At 37.3% G+C, this 22702-nt stretch carries 24 protein-coding genes; 14 read left to right on the top strand and 10 right to left on the bottom strand.

Annotated features, from left to right (window positions below):
* Positions 1-18 precede the first annotated feature (18 nt).
* From SFB89_RS07000 to SFB89_RS06955, 10 genes are all read left to right on the top strand, one after another.
* On the top strand, positions 19-819 hold the full coding sequence (locus tag SFB89_RS07000) for an ABC transporter permease (protein WP_331776066.1): 801 nt from the start codon (positions 19-21) through the stop codon (positions 817-819).
* Positions 812-1561 carry a TIGR02757 family protein gene (locus SFB89_RS06995; RefSeq protein WP_331773970.1) on the top strand — a complete coding sequence of 250 codons (750 nt, stop codon included), beginning with the start codon at positions 812-814 and terminating at the stop codon, positions 1559-1561. Before SFB89_RS07000 ends, SFB89_RS06995 begins: the two co-directional genes overlap by 8 nt.
* 63 nt (positions 1562-1624) lie before the next feature.
* Positions 1625-2302, top strand: a complete 678-nt coding sequence (locus tag SFB89_RS06990; protein ID WP_331773969.1) for a F0F1 ATP synthase subunit A — start codon at positions 1625-1627, stop codon at positions 2300-2302.
* Positions 2289-2597, top strand: coding sequence for a hypothetical protein (locus tag SFB89_RS06985; RefSeq protein ID WP_331773968.1), 309 nt, complete (start codon positions 2289-2291; stop codon positions 2595-2597). The genes SFB89_RS06990 and SFB89_RS06985 overlap by 14 nt, the downstream gene beginning before the upstream one ends.
* 56 nt (positions 2598-2653) lie before the next feature.
* Positions 2654-4084, top strand: coding sequence for an Asp-tRNA(Asn)/Glu-tRNA(Gln) amidotransferase subunit GatB (gene gatB, locus SFB89_RS06980; RefSeq protein ID WP_331773967.1), 1431 nt, complete (start codon positions 2654-2656; stop codon positions 4082-4084).
* The gene (locus tag SFB89_RS06975) at positions 4085-5638 is read left to right on the top strand and encodes an NAD-binding protein (RefSeq protein ID WP_331773966.1); all 1554 of its coding nucleotides are present in this window, start codon (positions 4085-4087) and stop codon (positions 5636-5638) included.
* On the top strand, positions 5635-6327 hold the full coding sequence (locus SFB89_RS06970; RefSeq protein WP_331773965.1) for an NAD-binding protein: 693 nt from the start codon (positions 5635-5637) through the stop codon (positions 6325-6327). The genes SFB89_RS06975 and SFB89_RS06970 overlap by 4 nt, the downstream gene beginning before the upstream one ends.
* Positions 6324-7208, top strand: coding sequence for an NAD(P)H-dependent glycerol-3-phosphate dehydrogenase (locus tag SFB89_RS06965; RefSeq protein ID WP_331773964.1), 885 nt, complete (start codon positions 6324-6326; stop codon positions 7206-7208). Before SFB89_RS06970 ends, SFB89_RS06965 begins: the two co-directional genes overlap by 4 nt.
* A gap of 3 nt (positions 7209-7211) precedes the next feature.
* The gene (locus SFB89_RS06960; RefSeq protein WP_331773963.1) at positions 7212-8426 is read left to right on the top strand and encodes an amidohydrolase family protein; all 1215 of its coding nucleotides are present in this window, start codon (positions 7212-7214) and stop codon (positions 8424-8426) included.
* 75 nt (positions 8427-8501) lie between these two features.
* Entirely contained in the window at positions 8502-9956 is a 1455-nt protein-coding gene (locus tag SFB89_RS06955; RefSeq protein WP_331773962.1) for an ArnT family glycosyltransferase, read from the top strand.
* Here the strand turns inward: SFB89_RS06955 and truA are convergent.
* Genes truA through glmU form a run of 7 tightly spaced genes read right to left on the bottom strand, consistent with a single transcriptional unit; the run spans position 9953 to position 16327 of the window.
* Entirely contained in the window at positions 9953-10684 is a 732-nt protein-coding gene (truA, locus tag SFB89_RS06950; protein WP_331773961.1) for a tRNA pseudouridine(38-40) synthase TruA, read from the bottom strand. The genes SFB89_RS06955 and truA overlap by 4 nt on opposite strands.
* A gap of 2 nt (positions 10685-10686) precedes the next feature.
* The gene (locus tag SFB89_RS06945) at positions 10687-11712 is read right to left on the bottom strand and encodes an LptF/LptG family permease (protein ID WP_331773960.1); all 1026 of its coding nucleotides are present in this window, start codon (positions 11710-11712) and stop codon (positions 10687-10689) included.
* Entirely contained in the window at positions 11705-12433 is a 729-nt protein-coding gene (locus SFB89_RS06940) for a prepilin peptidase (protein WP_331773959.1), read from the bottom strand. The genes SFB89_RS06945 and SFB89_RS06940 overlap by 8 nt, the downstream gene beginning before the upstream one ends.
* Positions 12434-13105: a polyprenyl diphosphate synthase gene (uppS, locus tag SFB89_RS06935; protein WP_331773958.1), complete on the bottom strand. Its 672-nt coding sequence runs from the start codon at positions 13103-13105 to the stop codon at positions 12434-12436.
* 2 nt (positions 13106-13107) lie between these two features.
* Positions 13108-13842, bottom strand: coding sequence for a hypothetical protein (locus tag SFB89_RS06930; RefSeq protein ID WP_331773957.1), 735 nt, complete (start codon positions 13840-13842; stop codon positions 13108-13110).
* The gene (gene coaBC / locus SFB89_RS06925) at positions 13839-15032 is read right to left on the bottom strand and encodes a bifunctional phosphopantothenoylcysteine decarboxylase/phosphopantothenate--cysteine ligase CoaBC (RefSeq protein WP_331773956.1); all 1194 of its coding nucleotides are present in this window, start codon (positions 15030-15032) and stop codon (positions 13839-13841) included. Before coaBC ends, SFB89_RS06930 begins: the two co-directional genes overlap by 4 nt.
* The gene (gene glmU, locus SFB89_RS06920) at positions 15032-16327 is read right to left on the bottom strand and encodes a bifunctional UDP-N-acetylglucosamine diphosphorylase/glucosamine-1-phosphate N-acetyltransferase GlmU (protein WP_331773955.1); all 1296 of its coding nucleotides are present in this window, start codon (positions 16325-16327) and stop codon (positions 15032-15034) included. The genes coaBC and glmU overlap by 1 nt, the downstream gene beginning before the upstream one ends.
* Positions 16328-16478: 151 nt before the next feature.
* Between glmU and SFB89_RS06915 the strand changes: the two genes are divergently transcribed.
* Genes SFB89_RS06915 through fliP form a run of 3 tightly spaced genes read left to right on the top strand, consistent with a single transcriptional unit; the run spans position 16479 to position 18771 of the window.
* Positions 16479-17243 (top strand): motility protein A, encoded by a 765-nt coding sequence (locus tag SFB89_RS06915; protein ID WP_331773954.1) that lies wholly within the window; start codon positions 16479-16481, stop codon positions 17241-17243.
* An 8-nt stretch (positions 17244-17251) separates the two neighbouring features.
* A complete protein-coding gene (locus SFB89_RS06910; protein ID WP_331773953.1) occupies positions 17252-18037 on the top strand; it encodes a flagellar motor protein MotB in 786 nt (261 codons plus the stop codon).
* On the top strand, positions 18037-18771 hold the full coding sequence (fliP, locus tag SFB89_RS06905; protein ID WP_443082169.1) for a flagellar type III secretion system pore protein FliP: 735 nt from the start codon (positions 18037-18039) through the stop codon (positions 18769-18771). Before SFB89_RS06910 ends, fliP begins: the two co-directional genes overlap by 1 nt.
* On the opposite strand, the gene SFB89_RS06900 is transcribed toward fliP, so the two are convergent.
* The 3 genes from SFB89_RS06900 to SFB89_RS06890 all read right to left on the bottom strand — a co-directional run bounded on the left by SFB89_RS06900 (position 18768) and on the right by SFB89_RS06890 (position 22115).
* A complete protein-coding gene (locus SFB89_RS06900) occupies positions 18768-19550 on the bottom strand; it encodes an amino acid ABC transporter permease (RefSeq protein ID WP_443082186.1) in 783 nt (260 codons plus the stop codon). The genes fliP and SFB89_RS06900 overlap by 4 nt on opposite strands.
* 17 nt (positions 19551-19567) lie before the next feature.
* On the bottom strand, positions 19568-20359 hold the full coding sequence (locus tag SFB89_RS06895; RefSeq protein ID WP_331773951.1) for a transporter substrate-binding domain-containing protein: 792 nt from the start codon (positions 20357-20359) through the stop codon (positions 19568-19570).
* A gap of 226 nt (positions 20360-20585) precedes the next feature.
* Positions 20586-22115 carry a carbon-nitrogen hydrolase family protein gene (locus tag SFB89_RS06890; protein WP_331773950.1) on the bottom strand — a complete coding sequence of 510 codons (1530 nt, stop codon included), beginning with the start codon at positions 22113-22115 and terminating at the stop codon, positions 20586-20588.
* A gap of 206 nt (positions 22116-22321) precedes the next feature.
* Here SFB89_RS06890 and SFB89_RS06885 point away from each other — a divergent pair, with 206 nt between their 5' ends.
* On the top strand, positions 22322-22669 hold the full coding sequence (locus tag SFB89_RS06885; protein ID WP_331773949.1) for a TraR/DksA family transcriptional regulator: 348 nt from the start codon (positions 22322-22324) through the stop codon (positions 22667-22669).
* Positions 22670-22702 lie beyond the last annotated feature (33 nt).

The following is a 22702-nucleotide window of genomic DNA, read 5'->3' as shown; positions in this document are numbered from 1 at the left end:
AGGACTCCATTGAAACGCATACCACTTCTGAGTACTTTTACGATTGTTTTTGTATTTGTCTTTTCATTTATATTGCCTTATTTTTATCGAGTATCGCCGTATGATTTTGATTATCATGCGATTTTACTCAGTCCATCATGGGAGCATTGGTGCGGTACCGATAGGCTCGGTAGAGATTTGCTCGCTCGTTTGATGCAAGGGGGTAGGGTCTCTCTTAGTATTGGTGTTTTTAGTGCCTTGATTGCTAGTTTTGTTGGCGTCATGATAGGAATTAGTGCGGGATATTTTAAAGGCACCGTGGACAAAGGCATCGTGATCATGATAGATCTTTTCTTGACTTTTCCTACGTTTTTTCTCCTTTTGGCGCTGGTGAGTTATGTCAATGCTTCTATTTTGGTACTCATCATTGTCATCTCTGTGACCGGTTGGATGGGGATGGCACGGATGATACGTAGTGAAAGTTTTGCGATTTCTCATATGCCTTTTATTAAGATATTGAAGATAGCAAAGGTACATCCACTTAAAATTATTATAAAATACTATTTGCCTTTGATTGCCCCTATCTTTTTGATTAGTTTTACCTTTGGAGTGAGTGGCTCGATTTTGGCAGAAAGTGGACTGAGCTTTTTGGGTATTGGTATCAATCCACCGCAAATCAGCTGGGGAACCATTATCAGTGAAGGTAAAGAGGTGATTGATATCGCGTGGTGGCTTAGCTTTTTTCCGGGTTTTATGATTTTCTTGGTGACATTTTCATTGATTAATATCTCCGATTTTCTGCAAAGTAAAACCAATGAAAAAGAGATATTAAGTGTCTAAAAAAAGTGTTTTTGACCTACTGCTCTCAGAAGCCGCAAAACGCGACAATAAGAAAGAGATTCACGATCAAAAACCAGATCCTCTATTGGTTGCTGCTCCTTATAGGGATGAATATATCGCGTTAATTTGTGCAATGTACTCTTATGGAAATGCCATGATGATTGTGAAATTTCTCAAGACGTTGGATTTCTCATTGTTAGATCATGATGCACAAGCCATCCAAACGACTATAACACATCATTATTATCGTTTTCAAACGACTCAGGATACGCAAGAAATTTTTTTGACCTTGCAAAAACTCAAGCAAAGTACATCGCTTGAATCAATTTTTATGCAAGGATACAAGCAAAAGCATGATGTGATGGATGGTATTTTTATGCTCATTGATGCCCTTTATTCTACTAATCCTTACCGTTCACGCGGTTATGAATTTTTGATTGGAAAAATACCCAAGAAAACCCCATCAGCCCCTTATAAAAGATGGCATATGTTTTTAAGATGGATGGTGCGAAAGGATGCGTTAGATCTTGGATTGTGGTCGCATGTGGATACAAAAGACCTCTTGATTCCTTTGGATACGCATACGTTTAATGTCGGAAAAAAGCTAGGCTTAATCCAGAGAAAGACGTATGATTTTAAAGCCGTACTTGAATTGACAAATGCTTTGAAAGCACTCGATCCACGTGATCCGGTACGGTTTGATTTTGCATTGTATCGTCTGGGTCAAGAAAATTTACTCTAGTTAATCAATTATTAAATCAATTTTGGATAAAATCTGTAAAAATATTTAAAAGGAAGTCGCGTAATGAATGAACCATTTACATTCTTAGGCCTTGTAGATCATGGATACAGTTATCTTTTTGTATCTCACATGCTTCTCGTTGCGGTTATAGTCTTGGTGATTGCTAAGCTTGCTACGAGTTCGTTGCAATTAGTTCCAAGAGGCGCCCAAAATGTCATGGAAGCTTATCTAGAAGGCATACTATCCATGGGTAAAGATGTCATAGGAGAAGACCTTTCAAGAAAATATCTTCCATTGGTCGGAACACTGGGTTTGATGATATTCTTCGCCAATGTTATGGGTATAATCCCAGGATTTGAGTCACCATCTGGTAACTTAAATATGACGATTGCCTTGGCACTTATTGTATTTGTATATTATAATTTTGAAGGCTTAAGGGTTAATGGATTTATCCATTATTTTGGCCATTTTATGGGACCTTTGAAAATTTTAGCCCCTTTAATGTTCCCAATCGAAATCGTCTCACATTTATCACGAATCATCTCACTTTCATTTCGATTATTTGGAAATATCAAAGGTGATGATTTATTTTTGGCTGTTATCTTGATGTTAGCACCATGGATTGCACCACTTCCTGCTTATGCCTTGTTGGTGTTCTCTGCCATATTGCAGACGTTTATCTTCATGATTTTGACCTATGTCTATCTTGCGGGTGCTGTTTTGATTAGTGAAGACCACTAATATAACGCCAGAATTGATGCAACGACAATCATTTTTTGAAAAACTACTGAGCCTACTACAAGGTGCCGCTTGGGCCCTTGTCGTAGTAGGCGCTTTCACACTTTTTACAAACTTCTATCATCTTGGTCTTTTAATCGCAATCTTTGGTGCTTTTCTTGGCTCATTGGTTGGTTTCTTTTTTGTTGTTCTTTTTGAATTGATACAAATCCAATTTGACAAACTCCGAGAAGTAAAAAAACAGACGAAATTATTGGAAAAATTAGTCGAACTCCAAGAGAGCAATACCAAAGTTTAGAGAATTTAAAAGAAATTAATGTTAAAATAAGTCTATAAAAATTAAAGGTTTTATAGATGTTTGAAGTTATTATCGGTTTAGAAGTACATACGCAATTAAATACAAAAACGAAAATCTTTTGTAATTGTCCAACCAGTTTTGGAGACGAACCCAATACTCATGTGTGCCCTGTTTGTCTGGCACTCCCTGGAGCACTCCCCGTACTGAATAAAGAAGCGGTGAAAAAAGCCATTGCATTTGGTACGGCTATCAATGCTACGGTGCATCAAAAATCCATATTTAACAGAAAAAATTATTTTTATCCGGATCTTCCAAAAGGGTATCAAATCAGTCAATTTGAGATTCCAATCGTCGAAGGCGGTGAAATTTTGATTGATATGGATGATGGTACAACCAAGCGCATCGGTGTGACGCGTGCCCATCTTGAAGAAGATGCGGGCAAAAACAACCACATGGGTGCTACGAGTCATGTGGATTTAAATCGTGCCGGTACCCCACTTTTAGAAATCGTCAGTGAACCAGATATGAGAAGTGCTGATGAAGCCATCAAATATCTCAAAAAACTTCACTCCATCGTGAGATATCTTGATATTAGTGATGCCAATATGCAAGAGGGAAGTTTCCGTTGTGATGTTAATATCTCTATCCGACCAAAAGGCGAAGAAAAACTTTATACACGAGCAGAAATTAAAAATCTTAACTCTTTTAAATTCATACAAAAAGCGATTCACTATGAAATCGAGCGCCAAGTGAGTGCGTGGGAAGATGGTATTTATGAACAAGAAGTGGTTCAAGAGACACGGCTGTATGATATCGATAAAGACGAGACCCGAAGTATGCGTGGTAAAGAAGATAGTGCCGAATATCGCTACTTCCCAGATCCTGACCTTCTGCCGGTGATCATTCCCGATGAGATGCTAGAAGAGTGCCGCAAAATCCCTGAATTACCTGATGCAAAGAAGTTGCGCTTGGTCAATGATTTTGGTATCAAACCGTACGACGCACAAGTGATTACAAGCAGTGTGGAAATGGCGAAATATTTTGAGACAATGCTCTCTTTGGGTGCTGATGCTAAAACAAGTGTAACGTGGCTCAGTGTTGAGTTACAAGGTCGTTTAAATAATGGCATGAGTTTGCAAAACTGCCCTGTAGATGCTCCAAAGCTCGCGACTCTCGTAAAGAGAATCCAAGATGCTACGATTAGTGGTAAAGCAGCCAAAGAAGTGTTGGACTTTATTTTAGAAGATGAAGAGGTAAGTGTTGATGATGCGATTGATAAACTGGGCCTCAAACAAGTCAGTGATGATGGTGCTATTTTAGAGTTAATTGATACGATATTAGCAGCAAATGAAGATAAAGTGGAACAATACAAAAGTGGTAAAGCTAAACTGTTCGGATTTTTTGTCGGGCAGGTGATGAAAGCGAGCAAAGGTACTGCAAATCCTGCGAAAGTCAATGCATTACTTGCCCAAAAACTAGGTAGCTAAATGCTCGCAAGGCTTTTTATAACTTTTGCATATTTTTTAAATTCGAGTTCAAGTTATGAAAATGCCAAAAGATTTGTTTATGATGTATTAGAAAATCCAAGATCACGAATCAAACCCTATTTTGATGCTTTGATTATCATCTTGGTTTTTTCTACTGTGGGGATGCTGATTTATGATATTGGACACCACATACCATACCACTTTGAGGTCGTTGAAAATGTCGCGATTAGCGTTTTTATCTTTGAATGGCTTGGTAGATTTTGGATTAGTTCTGATTTGCGAAAGATGGTGATTCTTTATCATAAAAAGATGCTTGATTACAACCGAAATCCCTCTGTTTTGGCTATCTTGAAAATGATAATTCAAAAAAAAGTTCAATACATCATCTCTCCGATGTCCATCATCGATTTACTGGCGATATTGCCGATGTTTAGGCCTCTGCGAATTTTACGTGTTTTTTTGATTTTTCGCTTGTTGAAAATGTTCCGATACACCAAAAGTTTCAATGCATTTTTTAGTATTTTGCATGATAAAAATTTTGAATTTAAGTTTTTATTTTTAATGGGTCTTTTTGCGGTATTGGTCTCCTCTACCATTATTTATGTATTTGAAGGAGTAGGGAATAATCCCAATATAAACTCTTATTTAGATGCTGTCTATTGGGCTATGACGACGATATCTACGGTAGGCTATGGGGATATTACACCGGTGACCTTGAGTGGAAAAATCGTGACAGTGTTTTTGATTAGTGGGGGATTTTTAATACTCGTATTAGCGACTTCAATCGTGACCAATGCACTCTCTGAAAAGATAGAAATCGTGCGAGAAAACAAGTTTTTAGCAAAGGCACAAAAATTATCTGATTTGATTGTGGTGATTGGATTTGGAAGGATGGGGCAAGTATTAGCAGAAGAATTAAAGCGTACCCAAAAAGAATTCATCGTCGTAGATCATGATAAAGAGAAGATTCAAGAAGCAAAAAATTTAGGCTATTTGTACATGCAAGCCGATGCGTCAAATTATGATACCATCGATACTATTATCTTCAACAATGATGTCGAAAAAGTCGTTATTTCAACAGAAAATGATGCGCTGAATCTCTCCATTTTGTTGACTATCAAGGCAGAGCGAAATGCAATAGAAGTGATTGTGCGCTCCAATAGCTATGAAAACATAAAAAAATTCAAGATAGCCAAGGCAGATCATGTCATCTTCCCTTATGAGACCGTGGCCGAGGTGGGGGTGGAGTATATTGGTAATTGTGTTAAATTTGATACCATCGACAATATTTTACTGAGAAAAGAGGGGATGACTCTGGATGAAATTGATATCTTAGAGGGGAGTCACTTTGTGGGCAAAAGTATTTCAGATTTAGGTATGCAAGATTTAGATATTATTCCAATAGCAGTCTTAAAAGAGGGTGATTTACACAACTTTATATTTAATCCCTCAAAAGAGGACTATCGATTGGGAGTCAAAGATATTTTGATTGTGATGGGAGATGAGACTCATATTAATAAAATCCGCACTGAAATCACAAGGCAGTTGGCATGAAAAAAGCAGTCATTTTTGGATATACCAAGACAGGACGAGAGATTGCAAAACTGTTACAAGAGGATGAATACGAGTTTCAGATTATCGATGATGATGCGCTTTTGGTTCATGAGGCCAAAAAAGCGGGGTATGATGCCTGGCACAGTAATGTCAGCGATGATCAATCACTAGAGATGATAGGTATTGGCAAGGATGTAGCGATTTTATTTTGTACTAGCGATAATGATAGTATGAATTTGTTTGTGACACTCTCAGCCCGTAATCTTGATAAAAATCTCAAGATATTGACACTAATAAAAAAAGAACAAGATAGCAAGAAGATGCTTTTAGCCGGTGCTAATCGTACGATTAGTCCACATAGTGTGGGGGCTATGAAAGCTTTCAGAATTATCGATAAACCCAAAATATCCAAGGTTTTAAACCGATTTTCTTTGCTTAAAAATAAGTTAGCAATGAGTGAATTTGAGGTATTAAAAGGTTCTATTTTTGATGGAGCCTCTTTTAAGGACCTCAAAATTTTTGAAGAATCAAATCTGATTTTTTTGGGTATATTAGACCACTCTTTAAAAGGAGCGTTTATCTTTCATTCCCAAAAGGCTACACACAAGATTCATCATGATGATGTGTTGTTATTGCTCGGTAGTAAAGAAAACATAAAAAAATTTAGAATAAAGATAGGTGCAGTATGAGTATAGCAGTAATAGGTGCGGGGAAATGGGGAAGTGCATTGCATTTTGCATTGTCGCAAAAATCCTCATGTCAGATAGCATCAAGACGAAAAAGAGAGATGAAGGATTTTGTCACGTTGGAAGAAGCGCTTGAGAGTGATTATCTTATCATTGCGATTCCTACTCAAGTCGTGCGAGGTTGGTTGCGAGAAAACTTCACATTTCAAGGACAGAAGATTTTGGTAGTGGCCAAAGGAATTGAACAAAATAGTGGGGAATTTTTGAATGAAATTTTTACAGAATTTGTTCCCACAGAAAATCTTGCATTTTTATCAGGTCCATCATTTGCTTCTGAAGTTATGCAATCTTTACCGACTGCGGTTGTGATTAATTCAAGTAATGCAGCGCTTGCTAAAACCTTTGCTGATTTTTTCCCAAATTTCATGAAGACCTATATTAGCGATGATATTATCGGTGCTGAAGTATGTGGTGCTTACAAAAACGTGATTGCCATCGCCAGTGGTATTTGTTCGGGGTTGCAACTGGGTAATAATGCAAGAGCGAGTTTGATCTCACGAGGTTTAGTCGAGATGGCTCGATTTGGACGATTTTTTGGTGCCAAAGATGCGACATTCTTAGGGCTCAGTGGAGCAGGGGATTTATTCTTGACCGCTTCGAGTGAACTCTCTAGAAATTATAGAGTTGGCTTAGGATTGGCTCATGAGAAAAAAATGGAGGATATCCTCAATGAAATAGGCGAGGTGGCTGAGGGTGTTTTCACAACAGAGGCTATCATGCAACTGAGTGTGAAACACGATATTTATACGCCAATCGCCAGTGAGGTACAAAAAATTATACAGGGCAAAAACCCAAATTTAAGTTTGAGAGATTTATTGGAGTAAACAATGCGATTAATAAAAAATGCGATGATTATAGAAGATGATGGTTTTGTCAAAAAAGATATCTTGAGTGATGATAGAACCATCTTAAAGATTCAAGATTATATCCAAGAAACAGATGGTTGGGATATCCTCGATGTAAAAGGTGCGTATCTTTTGCCGGGTTTAATTGATTTAAATGTCAGATTAGCAAACAATATCTTGAGTAAATCTAATTTGGAAAAGTTGGTCAATAGTGCCAGAAAAGGTGGCGTGACAACCGCGGTGATTATGTCTGATTTTACGCCTCGATTGGATAGTTCTACGTTGCTGGATTTTTTGAATTCAACTTTTGATAATACTATCATCAATCTAAAAGTCACGGCCCCTTTAACCAACGAAAAAAATGATAAACTGAATAATATTGCGACACTTTTAAATAATGGCGCCACAGCGATATATGGCCTCTCTAGTTTGAATTCCAATATTATCAAACGCGGGATGCAATACGCCCATATGAAAGAAAAACCGTTGTTTTGTTTCTGTTATGAACCTGACCTTGATGATGTTGGTATCATGAATGAAGGTGCCATCTCGTCCAAACTTGGCTTATCGGGGATTTCAAAATCCTCAGAAACGGTCGAAGTGGCTAAAATCGCGGAACTCTCTATCGAACAGCATGCTCCTATTGTATTTCAAACACTCTCCACCCAGCGCTCACTTGAGATTGTTCAAAATGTCAAAAAGTACGCAACTCAAATGTATAGTGAAGTCTCCATCCATCATCTCATCAAAAATGATACCAGTTGTGATGGATTTAATACGTATGCCAAGATTTTACCACCATTGCGAGAAGAAGAAGAACGTGTACGACTTGTAAAAGAGGCTAAAAAAGGGACGATTGATATCTTGACCTCTTCTCATGCGCCCAAATCTGTCCTATACAAAGACGTTGCATTTTGTGATGCTGATTTTGGTATGGGTTCGATTGAAGAGTTCTTTTCACTGGCGTATACTTACCTCGTCAAACAAGAGGGATTGCCGATGTGTGATTTGATTCGTATGTGCTCAGAAAATCCTGCAAAAGTGCTTAATTTTGAGAAAAAAGGTAAGATAAAAGTCGGATATGATGCTGATATGTTCTTATTTGATGCCAACAAAAAAAGTATCATGAAGAATGAATTTTCAATTTATAACAATGAAACATTGTACGGTAAGATTACGAATGTTTTCGTCGCATAATACGTTTGTTTGTTTATAAAATATTGTATAAGTTTTTATACAATCAATTCCAAAAAATTTAAAAAAAGATAATCAATGCAAAAAACCAATGATAGATATATTCGAAATTTAGTTATTCTGTTTTGGAGTATTGTCTCCTCTCGTATTTTGTTGATGGTAGTATTACCACTCACCGATACCACAGAAGCACGATATGCCAATATTGCGCTCATTATGTCAAAGACCAATGATTGGATTACCCCTTATTTTGATTATGGGATTCCTTATTGGGGCAAGCCGCCACTCTCATTTTGGTTTCAAGCACTCTCTTATGATCTTTTTGGAATCCACGATATTGTGCCACGAATTCCCTCATTGCTCGTGACACTAGCAACCGCGTGGATTATTTACAAGATGCTTGTCGTGCTTCAAGACAAAATCACTGCACTTTGGGCTATTATTATCTATTTTAGCTCACTTTTAGTCTATGCACTCTCCGGTGTCGTATTACTAGACCCTTATCTTACCTTTGCGACAACGCTCTCTTATGCCTCTTTTATCATGGTACTAAAAGGACATAAGAAGTATTGGAATTATCTCTTTTTTATTGGCTTGGGTATTGGATTATTGGCCAAGGGCCCTCTTGCTATCGTACTAGTGGGCGGGACACTTTTTATTTGGATTTTGTTTTCATTTAAAAAACGCATCCGAACGCTATCACTCTTTCCTTGGATTAGCGGGACGATTATCATGCTGATTATCGCCGTGCCTTGGTATGTGATTGCTGAAAATAAAACACCGGGATTTTTAGATTATTTTATCATTGGGGAGCATTTTGATCGTTTTCTTGATTCGGGATGGAAGGGTGACAAATATGGTCATGCTCATTTCAAACCGCTTGGAACGATTTGGTTCATGTGGCTGTATTGTTCATTGCCTTGGGGATTAGCTGGGATTATTTTGGTCTTAAAAAATCTTTTTAACGGTGAAAAACGAAGCCTAATGCTTCAGGCTCTCCGATCTGAAACACTCTCTTTTTATCTGATTTGGATGCTATTTCCGATGTTATTTTTCACGATGTCGGCTAATATTACAGAAACCTATGTCTTGTATGGTTTTCCGGCTCTTGGTATTTTGTTTGCCCTGTATTATCGTAGTATCGATATCTCGCGCACTAAAGGTGCATTAAAATTATTTTTAGCAGGGGCTCTTTTGATTCCGGTGCTGGGATTTCTGGGAACATTTTATGTGATGAATGTGGCACCAAAGTTAAAAACAGAAAAGTTTTTGATTCAAAAATATAAAAATCTTGCCAAAAATGGTGAGCCGGTCTATTTTTTAAATCATAAAGAATTTTCAGAGATTTATTATATGAATAAAAACATCCATATTACGACATTAGATGCCCTCAAGAAGATAGCTATCTCGCACCCAAAAGAGAAATATTTTGTCATAGGACAAAAGGGTGAGCTACTTCAACATCAAAAACCATTTCAACAGTATAAGTTGATTTATCAGAGTCAAAGGCACACACTTTTTTCTAGTTTTTAATAAAAAATCCTGCACAGATAGAGCCCCTGTGCCGGGGCGGGTGTCATGTTGATGCGTGCGTCTTGATTGATTTGTTTGCGCAAATCTTCTTGAGTGGCACTTTGTTGTTCTATTTTGAGTAGAAAATCACACATAAATCGTACTTGTGTTCTCAAAAAACTACTTCCCAAAAAGTAAATAATCGTATGATTACGATAGGCATAAGCCCCTGCTTTATAGATAGTGCGAATATCTGTCTTGGTGGGGGTTCCTTTTTTTTTGAAATATCCAAAATCATGAGTTCCTACAAAATATTGAGCATTATGATGCATGCTTGAAGCATCAAGCTTTGGAAGAAATAAAACATAATCTGCTTGTGTGGGATTGTATTGATTATGAGAAATGATATAGCGATAAAGGCGCATTTTTGCGCTAAATCTTGCATGAAAATCAGCTGAGACATGTTCAATCTTTTCAATGTAAATATAAGGCTTTACGAGTTTGTTCAGTGATTTTTTTAATTTCATCAAATCCTTAAAATAGAGTGGAATATCAATATGACACACTTGATGCAGGGCATGGACGTTTCGATCGGTTCTACCACTTGCTTGCAAATGACTGGTGATACCTAGTAGTGAAAAAGCATCTTGTAAGCTACCCATAATGGTCGGCATTTTATTGTTATTTTGAGTTTGTGAACCAAAGAATTTTGCGCCATCATAGCAGAGTGTAAGCTTTATCCTTTGCATTTTTAGAACCTTGAGAGAACATTTCTTTTATAGATTGCATAAGAGGCTATCAATGAGACCAAGAAAATCGCAAAAATAGCTCCAAAAGGGTTAATCTTGGCAACGATGACAGCCAAAGAAAAATAGATGAGTATTGACAAAAATTGATACCAATATATTTTAGCACTAGCATATCTTGAAACGACTACAGAGATGCCCATGGCAAGCCATACGGTACTAAGTGGAAATAGTGCAATAAGCATAAAAAAGGCAAAATCATAAGCACGTTTTTTATCCTTAAAGGCGAGCGTCCAATAGGTATAGATAGTCTGCATGTAGCCAATATCTTCATTGGGTGTTGAATTCATATGCATTTTTTTAAAATTAATTTGTTGTATTTTATCTTTATGAAATTCAAATGCTTTACCATCATTTAATATGAGCCTCAATGAGCCCTCTTCGTTTTTGATAGAGGCTTGTTGTGACAAAATTAATCGTGTCGCCTCAGTGTTCGTACCGACTTTGTAGAGTGCGATATCTTCATAGGATTGATTCTTTTTTGCTTTACTGATATAGACAAGCCAATCAGAAAATTTTTGACCGAATTTACTCTCTTGAATATTAAATTTTGCTTTTGCTTTTTTGTATTCGAGGAAGTTATTGTTAAGTTGATTAGACAGCGGGACCAAAACCACAATATTCACAACCAAAAGCAGTGAAAACAGGAACGCCAAGGTAGTAAAAAATCGTGACATTCGCTTGGGAGAATATCCCAAACTAAATAAAATAATCAGTTCATTTTCTTTTGATAGATTAAATAATGTCAGGCACAGCGCTACAAAAAACGTGATGGGAATCGTATAGATGAGTAACTTGGGTATAAGATAGACATACATCGTAAAAAGTTCGATAAAGTTCATTTTGATGACAGACGTGACATTGGCGATGTTGATAAAAAAGATGATAGATGCAACAAAAAAAAGTATAAAAAAGAGGGTACTAAATACCTCCATGAAATTTTTCAATAGATAATGATTGACTCTAGCCATAAATTTTTCCCATCAATGCTGCAATTTGGGTATCAAAAACCCATGTGATATATAATCCTAACGTTAAAAAGGGGATAAAAGGGAGTTGAAATCCTTTTTTACCGACCAAAAGAAAAGCTGGCAAAGCTATCACCGCCGCAATATAAATCGCCCCTAATCCTAATTGAACTCCTAAAACACCGCCAATAACACCGGCGATAATAATATCAGCTTCACCCATAGCCTCTTTTTTAATTATCCATGATATTATCATACGCAGCAATGAAAATCCTCCTGCAAAAAGCAGTGCATCATAAAAACTCTCAGGAATACTTCTAGCAAAAAAAGCAACAAACAAAGCAGGAAAGCTCAAGATATCTGGCACCGCTTTGTACCGTAAATCGATGACACTCAGTGCTAATAAGAGGGCAAACAATAAGCCCAAAATCAATCCCTGTGTGATATTTTCATATTTGAGATAGGCGATGATGAAAATCATCGCGGTTATTAATTCTACCAAAGGATATTGAAAAGAAATCTTCTCATGACAAAATGCACATTTACCTCTAAGTGCAATCCACGAAATGACGGGGATATTGTGATAGAATTTTAGCTTTGTTTTACATTTGGGGCAGTGTGACGATGGAAATGAAATGCTTTGATTCTCAGGAACTCTAAGAATGACAACATTTAAAAATGACCCAATAGCCAAACCAAGCAGGGTGAATAATACAATCTCCATCTAAATGCCTCCAAATCTTCGCTGTATTTTTTGATATTTTTCTATCATGATGTCGAGTTCTTGTGTTGAAAAAGCTGGCCAGTATGTATCTGTGAAGATTAATTCTGCATAAGCACTTTGCCATAATAAAAAGTTTGACAGGCGTTGTTCTCCACCGGTTCGAATCATGAGATCAACATCGGGGAGGGTATGCGTATCGAGGGCATTTTGAATATCTTCTTCTGTGATTTTTTCTTTTTTGATGCTGTTGATGGCGCGTACAATCTCATCTCTCGCTCCATAGTTGATGGCCAAAATTTGAGTCAAGCCGGTATTGTTTTTTGTTTTTTCTATAGTGAGATTGACACGTTTTTGTAGGCTTTTTGATGTTTTGCTCATATCGCCAATGACTTTGAATCTAATATTGTTATCCATAAGATTTTTGAGCTCTTGCTTTAAAAATTTTTCAATCAACTTCATGAGAAAATCTACTTCAACTTTTTCTCGTTTCCAATTTTCGGTACTAAAGGAGTATAAGGTCAAATACTCTATGCCTATTCGTGAAGCATGTTTGGTGATTTCTACGAGTTTTTTAGCTCCTGCTACGTGTCCAAAAGAACGAATTTTGCCTCGTTCTTTCGCCCATCTGCCATTGCCATCCATGATAATAGCCAAGTGTTTTAGAGTATTCATGATTAACCTTTTACATCTAACAAAACGTCACTAGGATTAAAGAGTGGCACCATCATATCTGTGCGTGTCACTGTGATGTGTAAATCGTTTTGTTTTAGTTCTTTTTGTAACAATTGATAACTTTTATCAAACATTACCTCAAATGAAATATCGAGTATTTTACCATTCTCACGTATGATACCACGAATAGGTCCTAAATTTTCAAATGCGAGATAAAATACCGTCGTATGAAGGTCTTGTTTTTCAAATTGCAACAGTATTTTTTTCCCTTCCAAAAAAATAGGAAAATGAAAAATTCCTTGGTTTTGTGCAAGTAACATATAGGTGAGTGTTAAAAATTCTTCTTTTGATGTTGTAGCATCGAGCATTTTTTCTACCATCTGTTTTTTGAGCGTTTGTATGGGAGTCGGGTCCTCTTCTAAGAGTTGTGCAAATAAGTCAAATTCGATATCTAAAAATGCAGAATTTGAGTTATAAATCTCTGGTTTTTGAACCAGATGAGAGAGATTTAAAATCGCTTCTTTATTCTCTTCTAAAATACCCCAATACTGTTTATTGACACTGAGTGTCCGATTGCTTCTTGCTTTTAATTCCTGTTTGCCTACCTGCAATTTGTATTGGTTTTGGTAGAGTTTTTCCAAAACAGTGATAGAAAGCGGTAGATTAGTATTAAACGTGATTTTGGAGTAAGAAGATTGTTGGGAAATCTTGGCAACACGTTTGATTTGGCGAATCATATAGTTTTGAGCTCTCTAAAAATTTCAAATGCTACGTGTGATTTTGTATTAAATGCTATTTGTGTCTCTTGTGATTTTGTGATTAATGTGATGGCATTTTTTTCGCTTCCAAAATTATTATGGGTGCCTAATACGTTGAGACAAACGGCATCAAGATGTTTTTCTTTGAGCATTCTTTGGGCATTTTTGAGTGCATTGGAGGCATCAAGTTCCGCTTTGAATCCAATAGTCGTAATATTTTTTTTGTCTAGACTCTGTAAAATATCGATATTTTTGACAAGAGAGAGGGTGGTTTTTTCTCCTAATGTCTCTTTTTTCAATTTTCCCTCATGAACATGCTCACACACATAATCGCTGACGGCTGCGACCATAAAAAGAAAGCTACCATTTTTGAGATTCTTTTGGATAGCTTTTTGAAGTTCTTGTGAACTTGGGGCGTGGTATGTTGTGATTTCATGAGGAAGATCACTCGTCTCATCGGTACCAATATATGTGACATGAGCTCCGAGTAGATAAGCCCAAGTAGCGAGGGCTTTTGCCATTTTGCCACTGGAAAAATTGCTAATATATCTGACTTGGTCGATTTTCTCTTTGGTGCCGCCTCCTGTAATGAGAACTTCTTTGCCCTTCCAAAAATCATCTTTGAGAAGATGGGCACAAATCCTCCAATAAATCTCTTGTGGCTCAGCCATCGCACCGATGCCTTTATCATTGCACGCGAGTAATTTATCTTGTGGCTCGATGATTTTATAGCCATAACTTTTGAGTTTTTTGAGTGATTCTTGTGTGCTAGGGTGCAAAATCATATGGGTATTAGCAGCCGGTGCTATAAAGATTTGCTTCTCATAAGCCAGTAGGGTTTGAACCAAAAGATTATCAGAAATCCCATGGGCAATTTTATTGATGCTATTGGCAGACATTGGCGCTACTACAAAAATATCAGACCATTTGCCTATATGGATGTGATTGTTATCATTGGCCCAACTTTCCGTCTCAGTATGCATGACTTGGTTTTGGGAGATGGCCTCAAACATGAGTGGTGTGATAAATCGCTTGGACTCTTCACTCATCAAAACCCTCACTTTGGCACCTGATTTGATAAACAATCGAATCAATTCAAGAGTTTTATAAACCGCGACACTACCGGTAACACCGACGAGAATGTTCTTGTTTTTGAGTATATTTTCCATTATTTTTTGCCAAAAAATTTATAAAAAAAGTTGTCGATGATTTTTAGAGGATGTCGATTAATCGCGAGGCTTCCCTGCTTGACATTTTTGGTCACCGTTGTTCCTGCGGCTATCATGACATCATCTTCTATGGTTACGGGTGCGACCAGTTGTGTGTCACTTCCGATAAAAACGTTCTTTCCGATGATAGTTTTAAATTTGCTCTTGCCATCGTAATTGCACGTAATCGTGCCACATCCAATATTCGTGCCCTCATCAATGCTACTATCACCCAAATAGCTAAGATGTCCGGCTTTGACTCCTTTGAGTGTTGATTTTTTGACTTCAACAAAGTTGCCGATATGGGTTTTAAAGAGATAAGAGCCCGGTCGTATTCGTGCCATCGGGCCGATGTCTGAGTCCTCAAGTGTGGAATCTTCTACGACACTATTGGTCTTGACAATCGAATCGATAATGTTACTGTGACCCAGTAAACTCACCCCATTTTCAATCACACTCTCTCCTGAAATTTGTACTTCTGCTTCGATATAAATCGTCTCTGGCAATCTCATGATAACACCAGCTTCCATAAATCTCTTCTTAATGCGTGCTTGCATACAAGTTTCTGCTAAAGCAAGGTGATATTTAGAATTGACTCCCATAAAGGTCTCTTCATCAACATCAATGGCCTTGACTGGGATAAGTTGGTCGTTGGCGATTTTGATGAGATCGGTGATGTAATACTCGTTTTGTTGGTTATCGTTGGTGAGTTTTGGCAGATTTGTTTGCAAAAAGTCACTATCAAACAGATAGACACCGGCATTAACGTCTTTGATTTTCTTCTCTTGTTCGTTGGCATCTTTTTCTTCGACAATTTTTTCGACAAGATTTGTGTTGTCTTTAATCACACGACCATAACCACTCGCATCTTTAGCGCAAAAACTGCTCATAATGACTGGGGCTTCCTCTTGTGCAAACAAGAGCATATCCTTGGCCTCCAAAAGGGGCATATCGCCGTTGAGTACCAAGAGTTTTTCATATTTTGGATGTACATCCATAATCGCACCACCCGTTCCTGGAAATTGATCATGGTTTTGAATGATGTAGTTGATATTGGTAAAATATTCATCCATCTTTTGCTGTATTTGATTGGCCTCATGATACAAAATGACCGTGATATCATCAGAGACTTTTTGAGCTTCTTTAATAATATAGTATAATATTTCAAATCCACTGATTTTATGTAAAACTTTGGGTGTTTTTGATTTCATCCTGGTTCCAAAACCAGCGGCCATAATGGCAATAGAGATATTCATGAAATCATGCTCCTAAAAAATAAATTTAAATGTCCGATATTCTAACAGAAATTTGTTTTAAATGGGCTAAAGATAGCGATAAAAAAAGATTTAATCATCTTTTAACACAAATAAATTTAAAATATGCAAATTAAACGAAAGGTTATAATTTATGGACTTGGGAACAATTGTCGGTTTGGTTCTGACGTTATCGTTGCTTTTGGGCGCTATGGCTATGGGTGTAGGTCTTGGTCCTTATATTGATATACCGTCTCTTTTGATTGTTTTTGGCGGTACGACAGGTGTCCTTTTGGTGGGCTTCAAGATGGAACAGATGAAAAATCTCGCCAAGTATTTTATGATTGCGGTGAAACCTCCACAAATTGATACGCCTGAATTGATTAAAAAAATGATAGAATACTCCACAAAAGCACGACGTGATGGTATTTTGTCATTGGAAAATGATGCCAACAACGAAGAGAATGAATTTTTGAAAAAAGGGCTTTCTATGGCCGTTGATGGTAATGAACCTGATACCATCCGTGAACTCTTGGAAGTGGATATGGAACAATCCAGCGAACGTCACAAAGCTAATGCTCAGATATTTGCGCAAATGGGTGGATTCTCAGGAGCCATGGGGATGATTGGGACGCTGATAGGATTGGTTGCCATGCTTTTAAATATGTCAGACCCATCAGCAATCGGACCTTCGATGGCGGTGGCGTTGATTACGACACTTTATGGTGCGATGATTGGAAATATCATCGGTGCTCCAATCGCCAATATCCTACAAGTGCGAGATAGTGATGAAATTCTGGTCAAAACATTGATTATAGAAGGGATTATGGCGATACAATCGGGTGATAATCCAAGAACATTAGAAGGAAAATTATTGTCATTTCTCCCTCCAAAAGAGCGAGAAAGTCAATTTAATTAGGGAAATTTATGAGGAAAAAAGCCAAACCATGTGATTGTCCAAAATGTTTGCCTGCTTGGCTTGCTGCATTTGGCGATTTGATGTCCTTACTATTATGTTTTTTTGTGTTACTCCTCTCGATGTCTACGATGGATGCCAAAAAAGTTCAAGAGGCAATTGGCTCTTTGGCTGGAGCTTTGAGTGTTCTTGAAGGTGGCACCAAGACTGAAATCAGTCGCGAACGACAACAACAAACCTCGCTTATTCGCAATGAAAAACAGACTCCAAGCAGTGCTAAGTCAAATATAGAAAAAACGATTTTAGAAGTCAATCAAATGTTAAAAGCAACCGGTTCTCCACAAGTGGTACTTGAAGAGTCTCAAAAAGGATTTGTCATCAGACTTCCGGGTGCTTTGTTGTTTAAACCAGGATCGGCTGTAATTGAAAATGAAGATGCTATCCTCTTTTTGAAACGTATCTCACTGATTATCGAAAAATTACCTAAAGATTTACATATTAATGTGATTGGATACACTGACAATACCGCTCCTGATGTGCAAAGTGCCTTCCGAGATAATTGGGATTTATCAAGCGCACGAGGCGTGAGTGTGGTCAAAGAGTTAATCAAAGATAATGTATCACCAAAGCGATTGATGGCATCAGGAAAAGCACAATATGACCCTATAGCCTCAAATACGACAGAAGAGGGTAGAACCAAAAATCGACGCGTTGAATTGAGCTTTTTTACAGTTGGCAATACAGATAAAAGTATCGCCCAAAAAAGTATCTTAGATATGAATCAGCAAAGTAAATAGTGAAAAAATATATCTTTATCATTTTATTATTCTCTGCTAGTGTTCTCTTTGGTGCCGATACGATACCGACTGTGAATCTCTCACTCAGTGCTCCTAATACGCCAGAACAACTCGTCAGCAGTCTAAATCTGCTGGTGTTATTGACGATTTTGGTCTTGGCTCCTTCGATTTTATTTGTCATGACAAGTTTTTTGCGACTTATCATCGTTTTTTCTTTCCTGCGACAAGCACTGGGTACCCAACAAATGCCACCCAGCAATATCTTGGTTTCGTTGGCTTTAGTGTTGACATTTTTCATCATGCAACCAGTCGCTACAAAATCTTATAATGAAGCCATCAAACCCTACCTTGCCAAACAGATAGGCTATCAGGTTGCATTTGAGCGTGCTGCGAAGCCTTTTAAAGCTTTTATGGTGCGTAATACAAGAGAAAAAGATTTGGCACTTTTCTTTAGAATCCGCAAATTAGAGAATCCAAAAAATATTGAAGATATTCCTCTTACTATCGCCGTACCGGCATTTATGATTAGTGAACTCAAAACCGCATTTGAGATTGGATTTTTACTCTACTTGCCATTTTTGGTTATCGATATGGTAGTGAGTTCGATTTTGATGAGTATGGGGATGATGATGCTCCCACCTGTCATGATTTCTTTGCCATTTAAGCTTTTAATCTTCGTGTTGGTGGATGGTTGGAATCTACTGATAGGAAGCTTAGTTAAAAGCTTCCACTAATCCTTCATCTTTTTTTCTAAGTGTCGCGCATACAATGAGATAGGATAGGTCAATAGCAAGTATCCAATGGCAAGTGGGATATAACTCTCTAAGGTTGAGAAGGTATAGGCATTGACTTCTTGCGCATTCATGGTGAACTCGTTCACAGATATGATTGAGAGTAGCGAAGAGTCCTTGATAATCGATGCAAATTGCCCAGTCAGCGGTGGAATGATACGCTTATACGCTTGCGGAAAGATGATGTATCTATAGGTCTGAAATATTGTAAAACCAAGTGATAATGAGGTCTCGTATTGCTCTTTTTGGATACTAAAGATTCCCGCTCTGATGATTTCACTGATGTAGGCTCCTGAAAAAATTGCCAAGATCAAGGTGCCCGCGATATAGCGATTATCCAATCCTATATTGGCAGCAAACACATAAAAAAATATCAAAATTTGAACCAATAGAGGCGTACCTCTGATGACTTCGACATAGAATCTGGAGAAAAATCGCAAGAGGATAATTTTCGAATTTTGACCGTATGCAAAAAAGAGTCCGATAAAGAAACTCAAGATAAGCGCAAAAAACGATATATAAATCGTAGTCAAGAAACCACTGATAAATTTTTGCTTGTATTCGTAGATATTAGACCAATTAAAATCATATTGTGTATAGCTAAACATGAGATAAAAAAAGAGTATCATGATGATGGCTAAAAAGAAAAAATTGAAGAGGTAAACCTTGACTTTTAGGTTTTCCTCTTCTTGAAAATCATTTTTTTGTATAAAAAAATCTATAAGTTTAATGATGACTCCTAAAAGAAAAACGGTATATTAAGTTCTGTAAATTTTTCTTTTGCATTTTTTAGGTATTTGTTGGCGAGTTTGTCAAAAGTACCATCTTTTTTGGCTTGTGTGATAAAGGCATCAACTTTAGCTTTGAGCTCTTTATCGTTTTTACGCATCGCCACACCCCAATAACCATGATTTTTCGAGATGGGTTTGAGTAGGGCTACGGTTGTTTTCTTGTGTTTTTCCCACTCTCTATAGATGGTGAGTTGATCATAAATAAAGGCATCTGCTCTTTTTTGGATGACTTCTAGTACCGCAGTATTTTCTTTGTCAAAGAGCAAGATTTTTGCTTTTTTCAAGTACTTGATTGCATACATATTGCCCGTCGTACCTTTTTTGACAGCGACAACTTTACCGGCTTGATTGAGATCTTCGACACTTTTGACACCCGAAGTTGGATTGGTCAAGATTGCAAGGTCTGCTTGAGCATAAGGGATAGAAAAGCTGATGACTTTCTCTCGCTGTTTGGTAATTGACATGGATGAGATAATCATATCGATTTTTTTGGTTTTGAGTGAAGGAATCAAACCATCCCATGCGATATTTTTGATGACAACTTTTCTGCCGAGTGATTTTCCGATTGCTTTGGCAAGATCAACGCTCACGCCACTTGGCTTACCATCTTTGGTACTCATTTCAAAAGGAGGATATGCTAACTCCATACCGACGTTTAATACTTTTTGTTCTTTTGCTTGCAAGGACATTGTAGCAGATAGGACAAGGCCTAGTGCCACCAACGTTACTTTTTTTAACATAATGTCTCCCATTCGTTTTAAAATACCTTGCATTATGGCAAAGAGTTGATTAGATTTGTATTAATTTTGTGATATTTTTACTATGACTTGGATTATATTTTGTTATGCAAGTATGTGGGCTTTGTCACAAAAAAGAGATACCAATCTGTTGAAACGACCCTGTTTTAGGCCGTTTCAAGCTTGTGTTAAGAGTGTATTTTGTAGGGGAAATGACATTTTTATTTAATCATTTTATTTTTTTGAGTTCAAAAATATCTGTTCTTCTGTCTTTGAGATTTTTCACACTGCCAAATTCATGTAATTCTCTCAAAAGGTCAATATCCACATCAGCAATCAAAACCATCTCCGTATTTGGCGTTGCTTCTGCTTTGATACCATTGGTCGGAAAAGCAAAATCACAGGGAGTAAAGACCATAGATTGAGCAAATTGCATATCCATATTGTGCACATTGGGGAGATTGCCAACGCTCCCGGCAATTGCGACATAGCACTCATTTTCTATGGCTCGAGTTTGAGAACAATAACGCACTCTTGAGTAGCCATTTTGCGTGTCTGTGAGAAAAGGGACAAAGAGGATATCCATCCCCTCATCTGCAAGCAAACGACTGAGTTCAGGAAACTCTGAATCATAACAGATCAGGATACCAATCTTGCCACAGTCAGTATCGAAAGTACTGATATGATTACCGCCTTGCATGCCCCATACTTTTTCTTCATCCGGAGTGACATGGATCTTCTCATACCGGTCGATTGTACCATCCCGACGGCACAAATACCCGACGTTGTAGAGGTGACCTTCTTGAATTTCAGGCATACTGCCAGCGATAATATTGATATTGTAAGAGATGGCAAAATCGGAGAATTTTTGGACAATATCATGCGTGTGTTCTGCAAGTTTACGTATGGCTTCAGGCTCTTTGAGATGATTATTCTCCGCCATCAAAGGGGCATTAAAAAACTCAGGAAAAAGAGCGAAATCTGAACGATACCCCGAAACTGTATCGATAAAGTATTCAGCTTGTTGTAGTAATTCTTCCAAATTTTTATAGGGGCGCATCTGCCATTGAATCAAGCCAAGTCGGACGATTTTTTTCTTGGTTTGGGTGAGTTTACTCGGCTTTTCGTAGTAGATATTGTCCCACTCCAGCAAGACCGCAAACTCTCCAGATTCGGTATCACCCTCAAGATAATTTTTCAAGATTTTTGAGGGGTGGAAATCGTTGGAGATTTGAAAGTTGAGCACGGGGTCATGAATCTCTTTTCTTTTTACTTTTTCTATATATTGTTTTGGTGAGAGTTCTGATTCGTATTTGTGATAGTTGGGAATCCGTCCTCCAAAAGCAATACTTTTGAGATTGAGATTTTCACAGAGTTCTTTTCGATAATCATAAAGACGTCTTCCCAGACGCAATCCTCTAAATTTTGGACGGACAAATACATCAATGCCATAGAGAATATTGCCGTTTTTATTGTGCGTATTAAACGTAAAATTTCCCGTAATCTCTTTGTATGTGTGATGATTTGAAAATGTATCATGATTGACGATGATAGAAAAGGCACATCCTGCCAACTCACCATCTACTTTGATGACGATTTGTCCATCATGAAATTTGGATATGAGCGTTTGGATTTGATCTTTTCTCCAATATGCCTCAGGGAGCATACCATAAGATTCAATCATCGCCTCTTTGATCTCTTCATAATCATCAAGACTGATAAAAGTTAACTCTATATTTTCTCTTAGTTGTGTTTCCAATGAGTCTCCCATAGATTTCTTGGAGAAAATTTTCTCCCCATATTTATGTAATATTATAGCGGATTTGTTTAATTTTGAAGTGGGAATATGTGAAAATTTTGTATCCATGCTGATTGAAAAATTCTTTTAACAGTATAAAAAAACTCTATTTAAAATCAATTGGTTATAATTATCATGATACATTAATAGAAAGGCTACTATATTTTATGACATCTGTACAAAAAGATACGCTCAAAACCATTGTAACGCAATTATATAAGGATATTACAGAAGAGATAAAAGAGTTGGAAGAAAAGACCCAACCCATCGCACCGGATTGTTCTTTGGGGCGTTTAACCAGATTGGATGCGATGCAAGAAAAAAGCATCAATGAGTCCATTTTAGCAAAAGCGAGGATTCGCCTAAAAAAAATCCAATTTACCTTGGATAAAATCGATCATGAGGATTATGGATTGTGTACAATTTGTGAGGAAGAGATACCCTATGAGAGACTTTGCGTCATGCCAGAATCAACGATTTGTGTCACCTGTGCAAATGAACGAGATAAATCATGATAAAAAAGACGAAATACAGAGTAAACAAGAAAA

The organism is Sulfurospirillum sp. 1612, assembly GCF_036556685.1.
GTDB lineage: Bacteria > Campylobacterota > Campylobacteria > Campylobacterales > Sulfurospirillaceae > JAADIZ01.
This window is presented reverse-complemented; position numbering and strand designations above follow the sequence as displayed.

What these genes read in the sequence shown, in the direction of transcription:
- SFB89_RS06990 (WP_331773969.1), top strand. Translation starts at nt 1,625, where the DNA reads ATGAATGAACCATTTACATTCTTAGGCCTTGTAGATCATGGATACAGT.
- gatB (WP_331773967.1), top strand. Translation starts at nt 2,654, where the DNA reads ATGTTTGAAGTTATTATCGGTTTAGAAGTACATACGCAATTAAATACA.
- SFB89_RS06975 (WP_331773966.1), top strand. Translation starts at nt 4,085, where the DNA reads ATGCTCGCAAGGCTTTTTATAACTTTTGCATATTTTTTAAATTCGAGT.
- SFB89_RS06970 (WP_331773965.1), top strand. Translation starts at nt 5,635, where the DNA reads ATGAAAAAAGCAGTCATTTTTGGATATACCAAGACAGGACGAGAGATT.
- SFB89_RS06965 (WP_331773964.1), top strand. Translation starts at nt 6,324, where the DNA reads ATGAGTATAGCAGTAATAGGTGCGGGGAAATGGGGAAGTGCATTGCAT.
- SFB89_RS06960 (WP_331773963.1), top strand. Translation starts at nt 7,212, where the DNA reads ATGCGATTAATAAAAAATGCGATGATTATAGAAGATGATGGTTTTGTC.
- SFB89_RS06955 (WP_331773962.1), top strand. Translation starts at nt 8,502, where the DNA reads ATGCAAAAAACCAATGATAGATATATTCGAAATTTAGTTATTCTGTTT.
- truA (WP_331773961.1), bottom strand. Translation starts at nt 10,684, where the DNA reads ATGCAAAGGATAAAGCTTACACTCTGCTATGATGGCGCAAAATTCTTT.
- SFB89_RS06945 (WP_331773960.1), bottom strand. Translation starts at nt 11,712, where the DNA reads ATGGCTAGAGTCAATCATTATCTATTGAAAAATTTCATGGAGGTATTT.
- SFB89_RS06940 (WP_331773959.1), bottom strand. Translation starts at nt 12,433, where the DNA reads ATGGAGATTGTATTATTCACCCTGCTTGGTTTGGCTATTGGGTCATTT.
- uppS (WP_331773958.1), bottom strand. Translation starts at nt 13,105, where the DNA reads ATGAATACTCTAAAACACTTGGCTATTATCATGGATGGCAATGGCAGA.
- SFB89_RS06930 (WP_331773957.1), bottom strand. Translation starts at nt 13,842, where the DNA reads ATGATTCGCCAAATCAAACGTGTTGCCAAGATTTCCCAACAATCTTCT.
- coaBC (WP_331773956.1), bottom strand. Translation starts at nt 15,032, where the DNA reads ATGGAAAATATACTCAAAAACAAGAACATTCTCGTCGGTGTTACCGGT.
- glmU (WP_331773955.1), bottom strand. Translation starts at nt 16,327, where the DNA reads ATGAATATCTCTATTGCCATTATGGCCGCTGGTTTTGGAACCAGGATG.
- SFB89_RS06915 (WP_331773954.1), top strand. Translation starts at nt 16,479, where the DNA reads ATGGACTTGGGAACAATTGTCGGTTTGGTTCTGACGTTATCGTTGCTT.
- SFB89_RS06910 (WP_331773953.1), top strand. Translation starts at nt 17,252, where the DNA reads ATGAGGAAAAAAGCCAAACCATGTGATTGTCCAAAATGTTTGCCTGCT.
- SFB89_RS06895 (WP_331773951.1), bottom strand. Translation starts at nt 20,359, where the DNA reads ATGTTAAAAAAAGTAACGTTGGTGGCACTAGGCCTTGTCCTATCTGCT.
- SFB89_RS06885 (WP_331773949.1), top strand. Translation starts at nt 22,322, where the DNA reads ATGACATCTGTACAAAAAGATACGCTCAAAACCATTGTAACGCAATTA.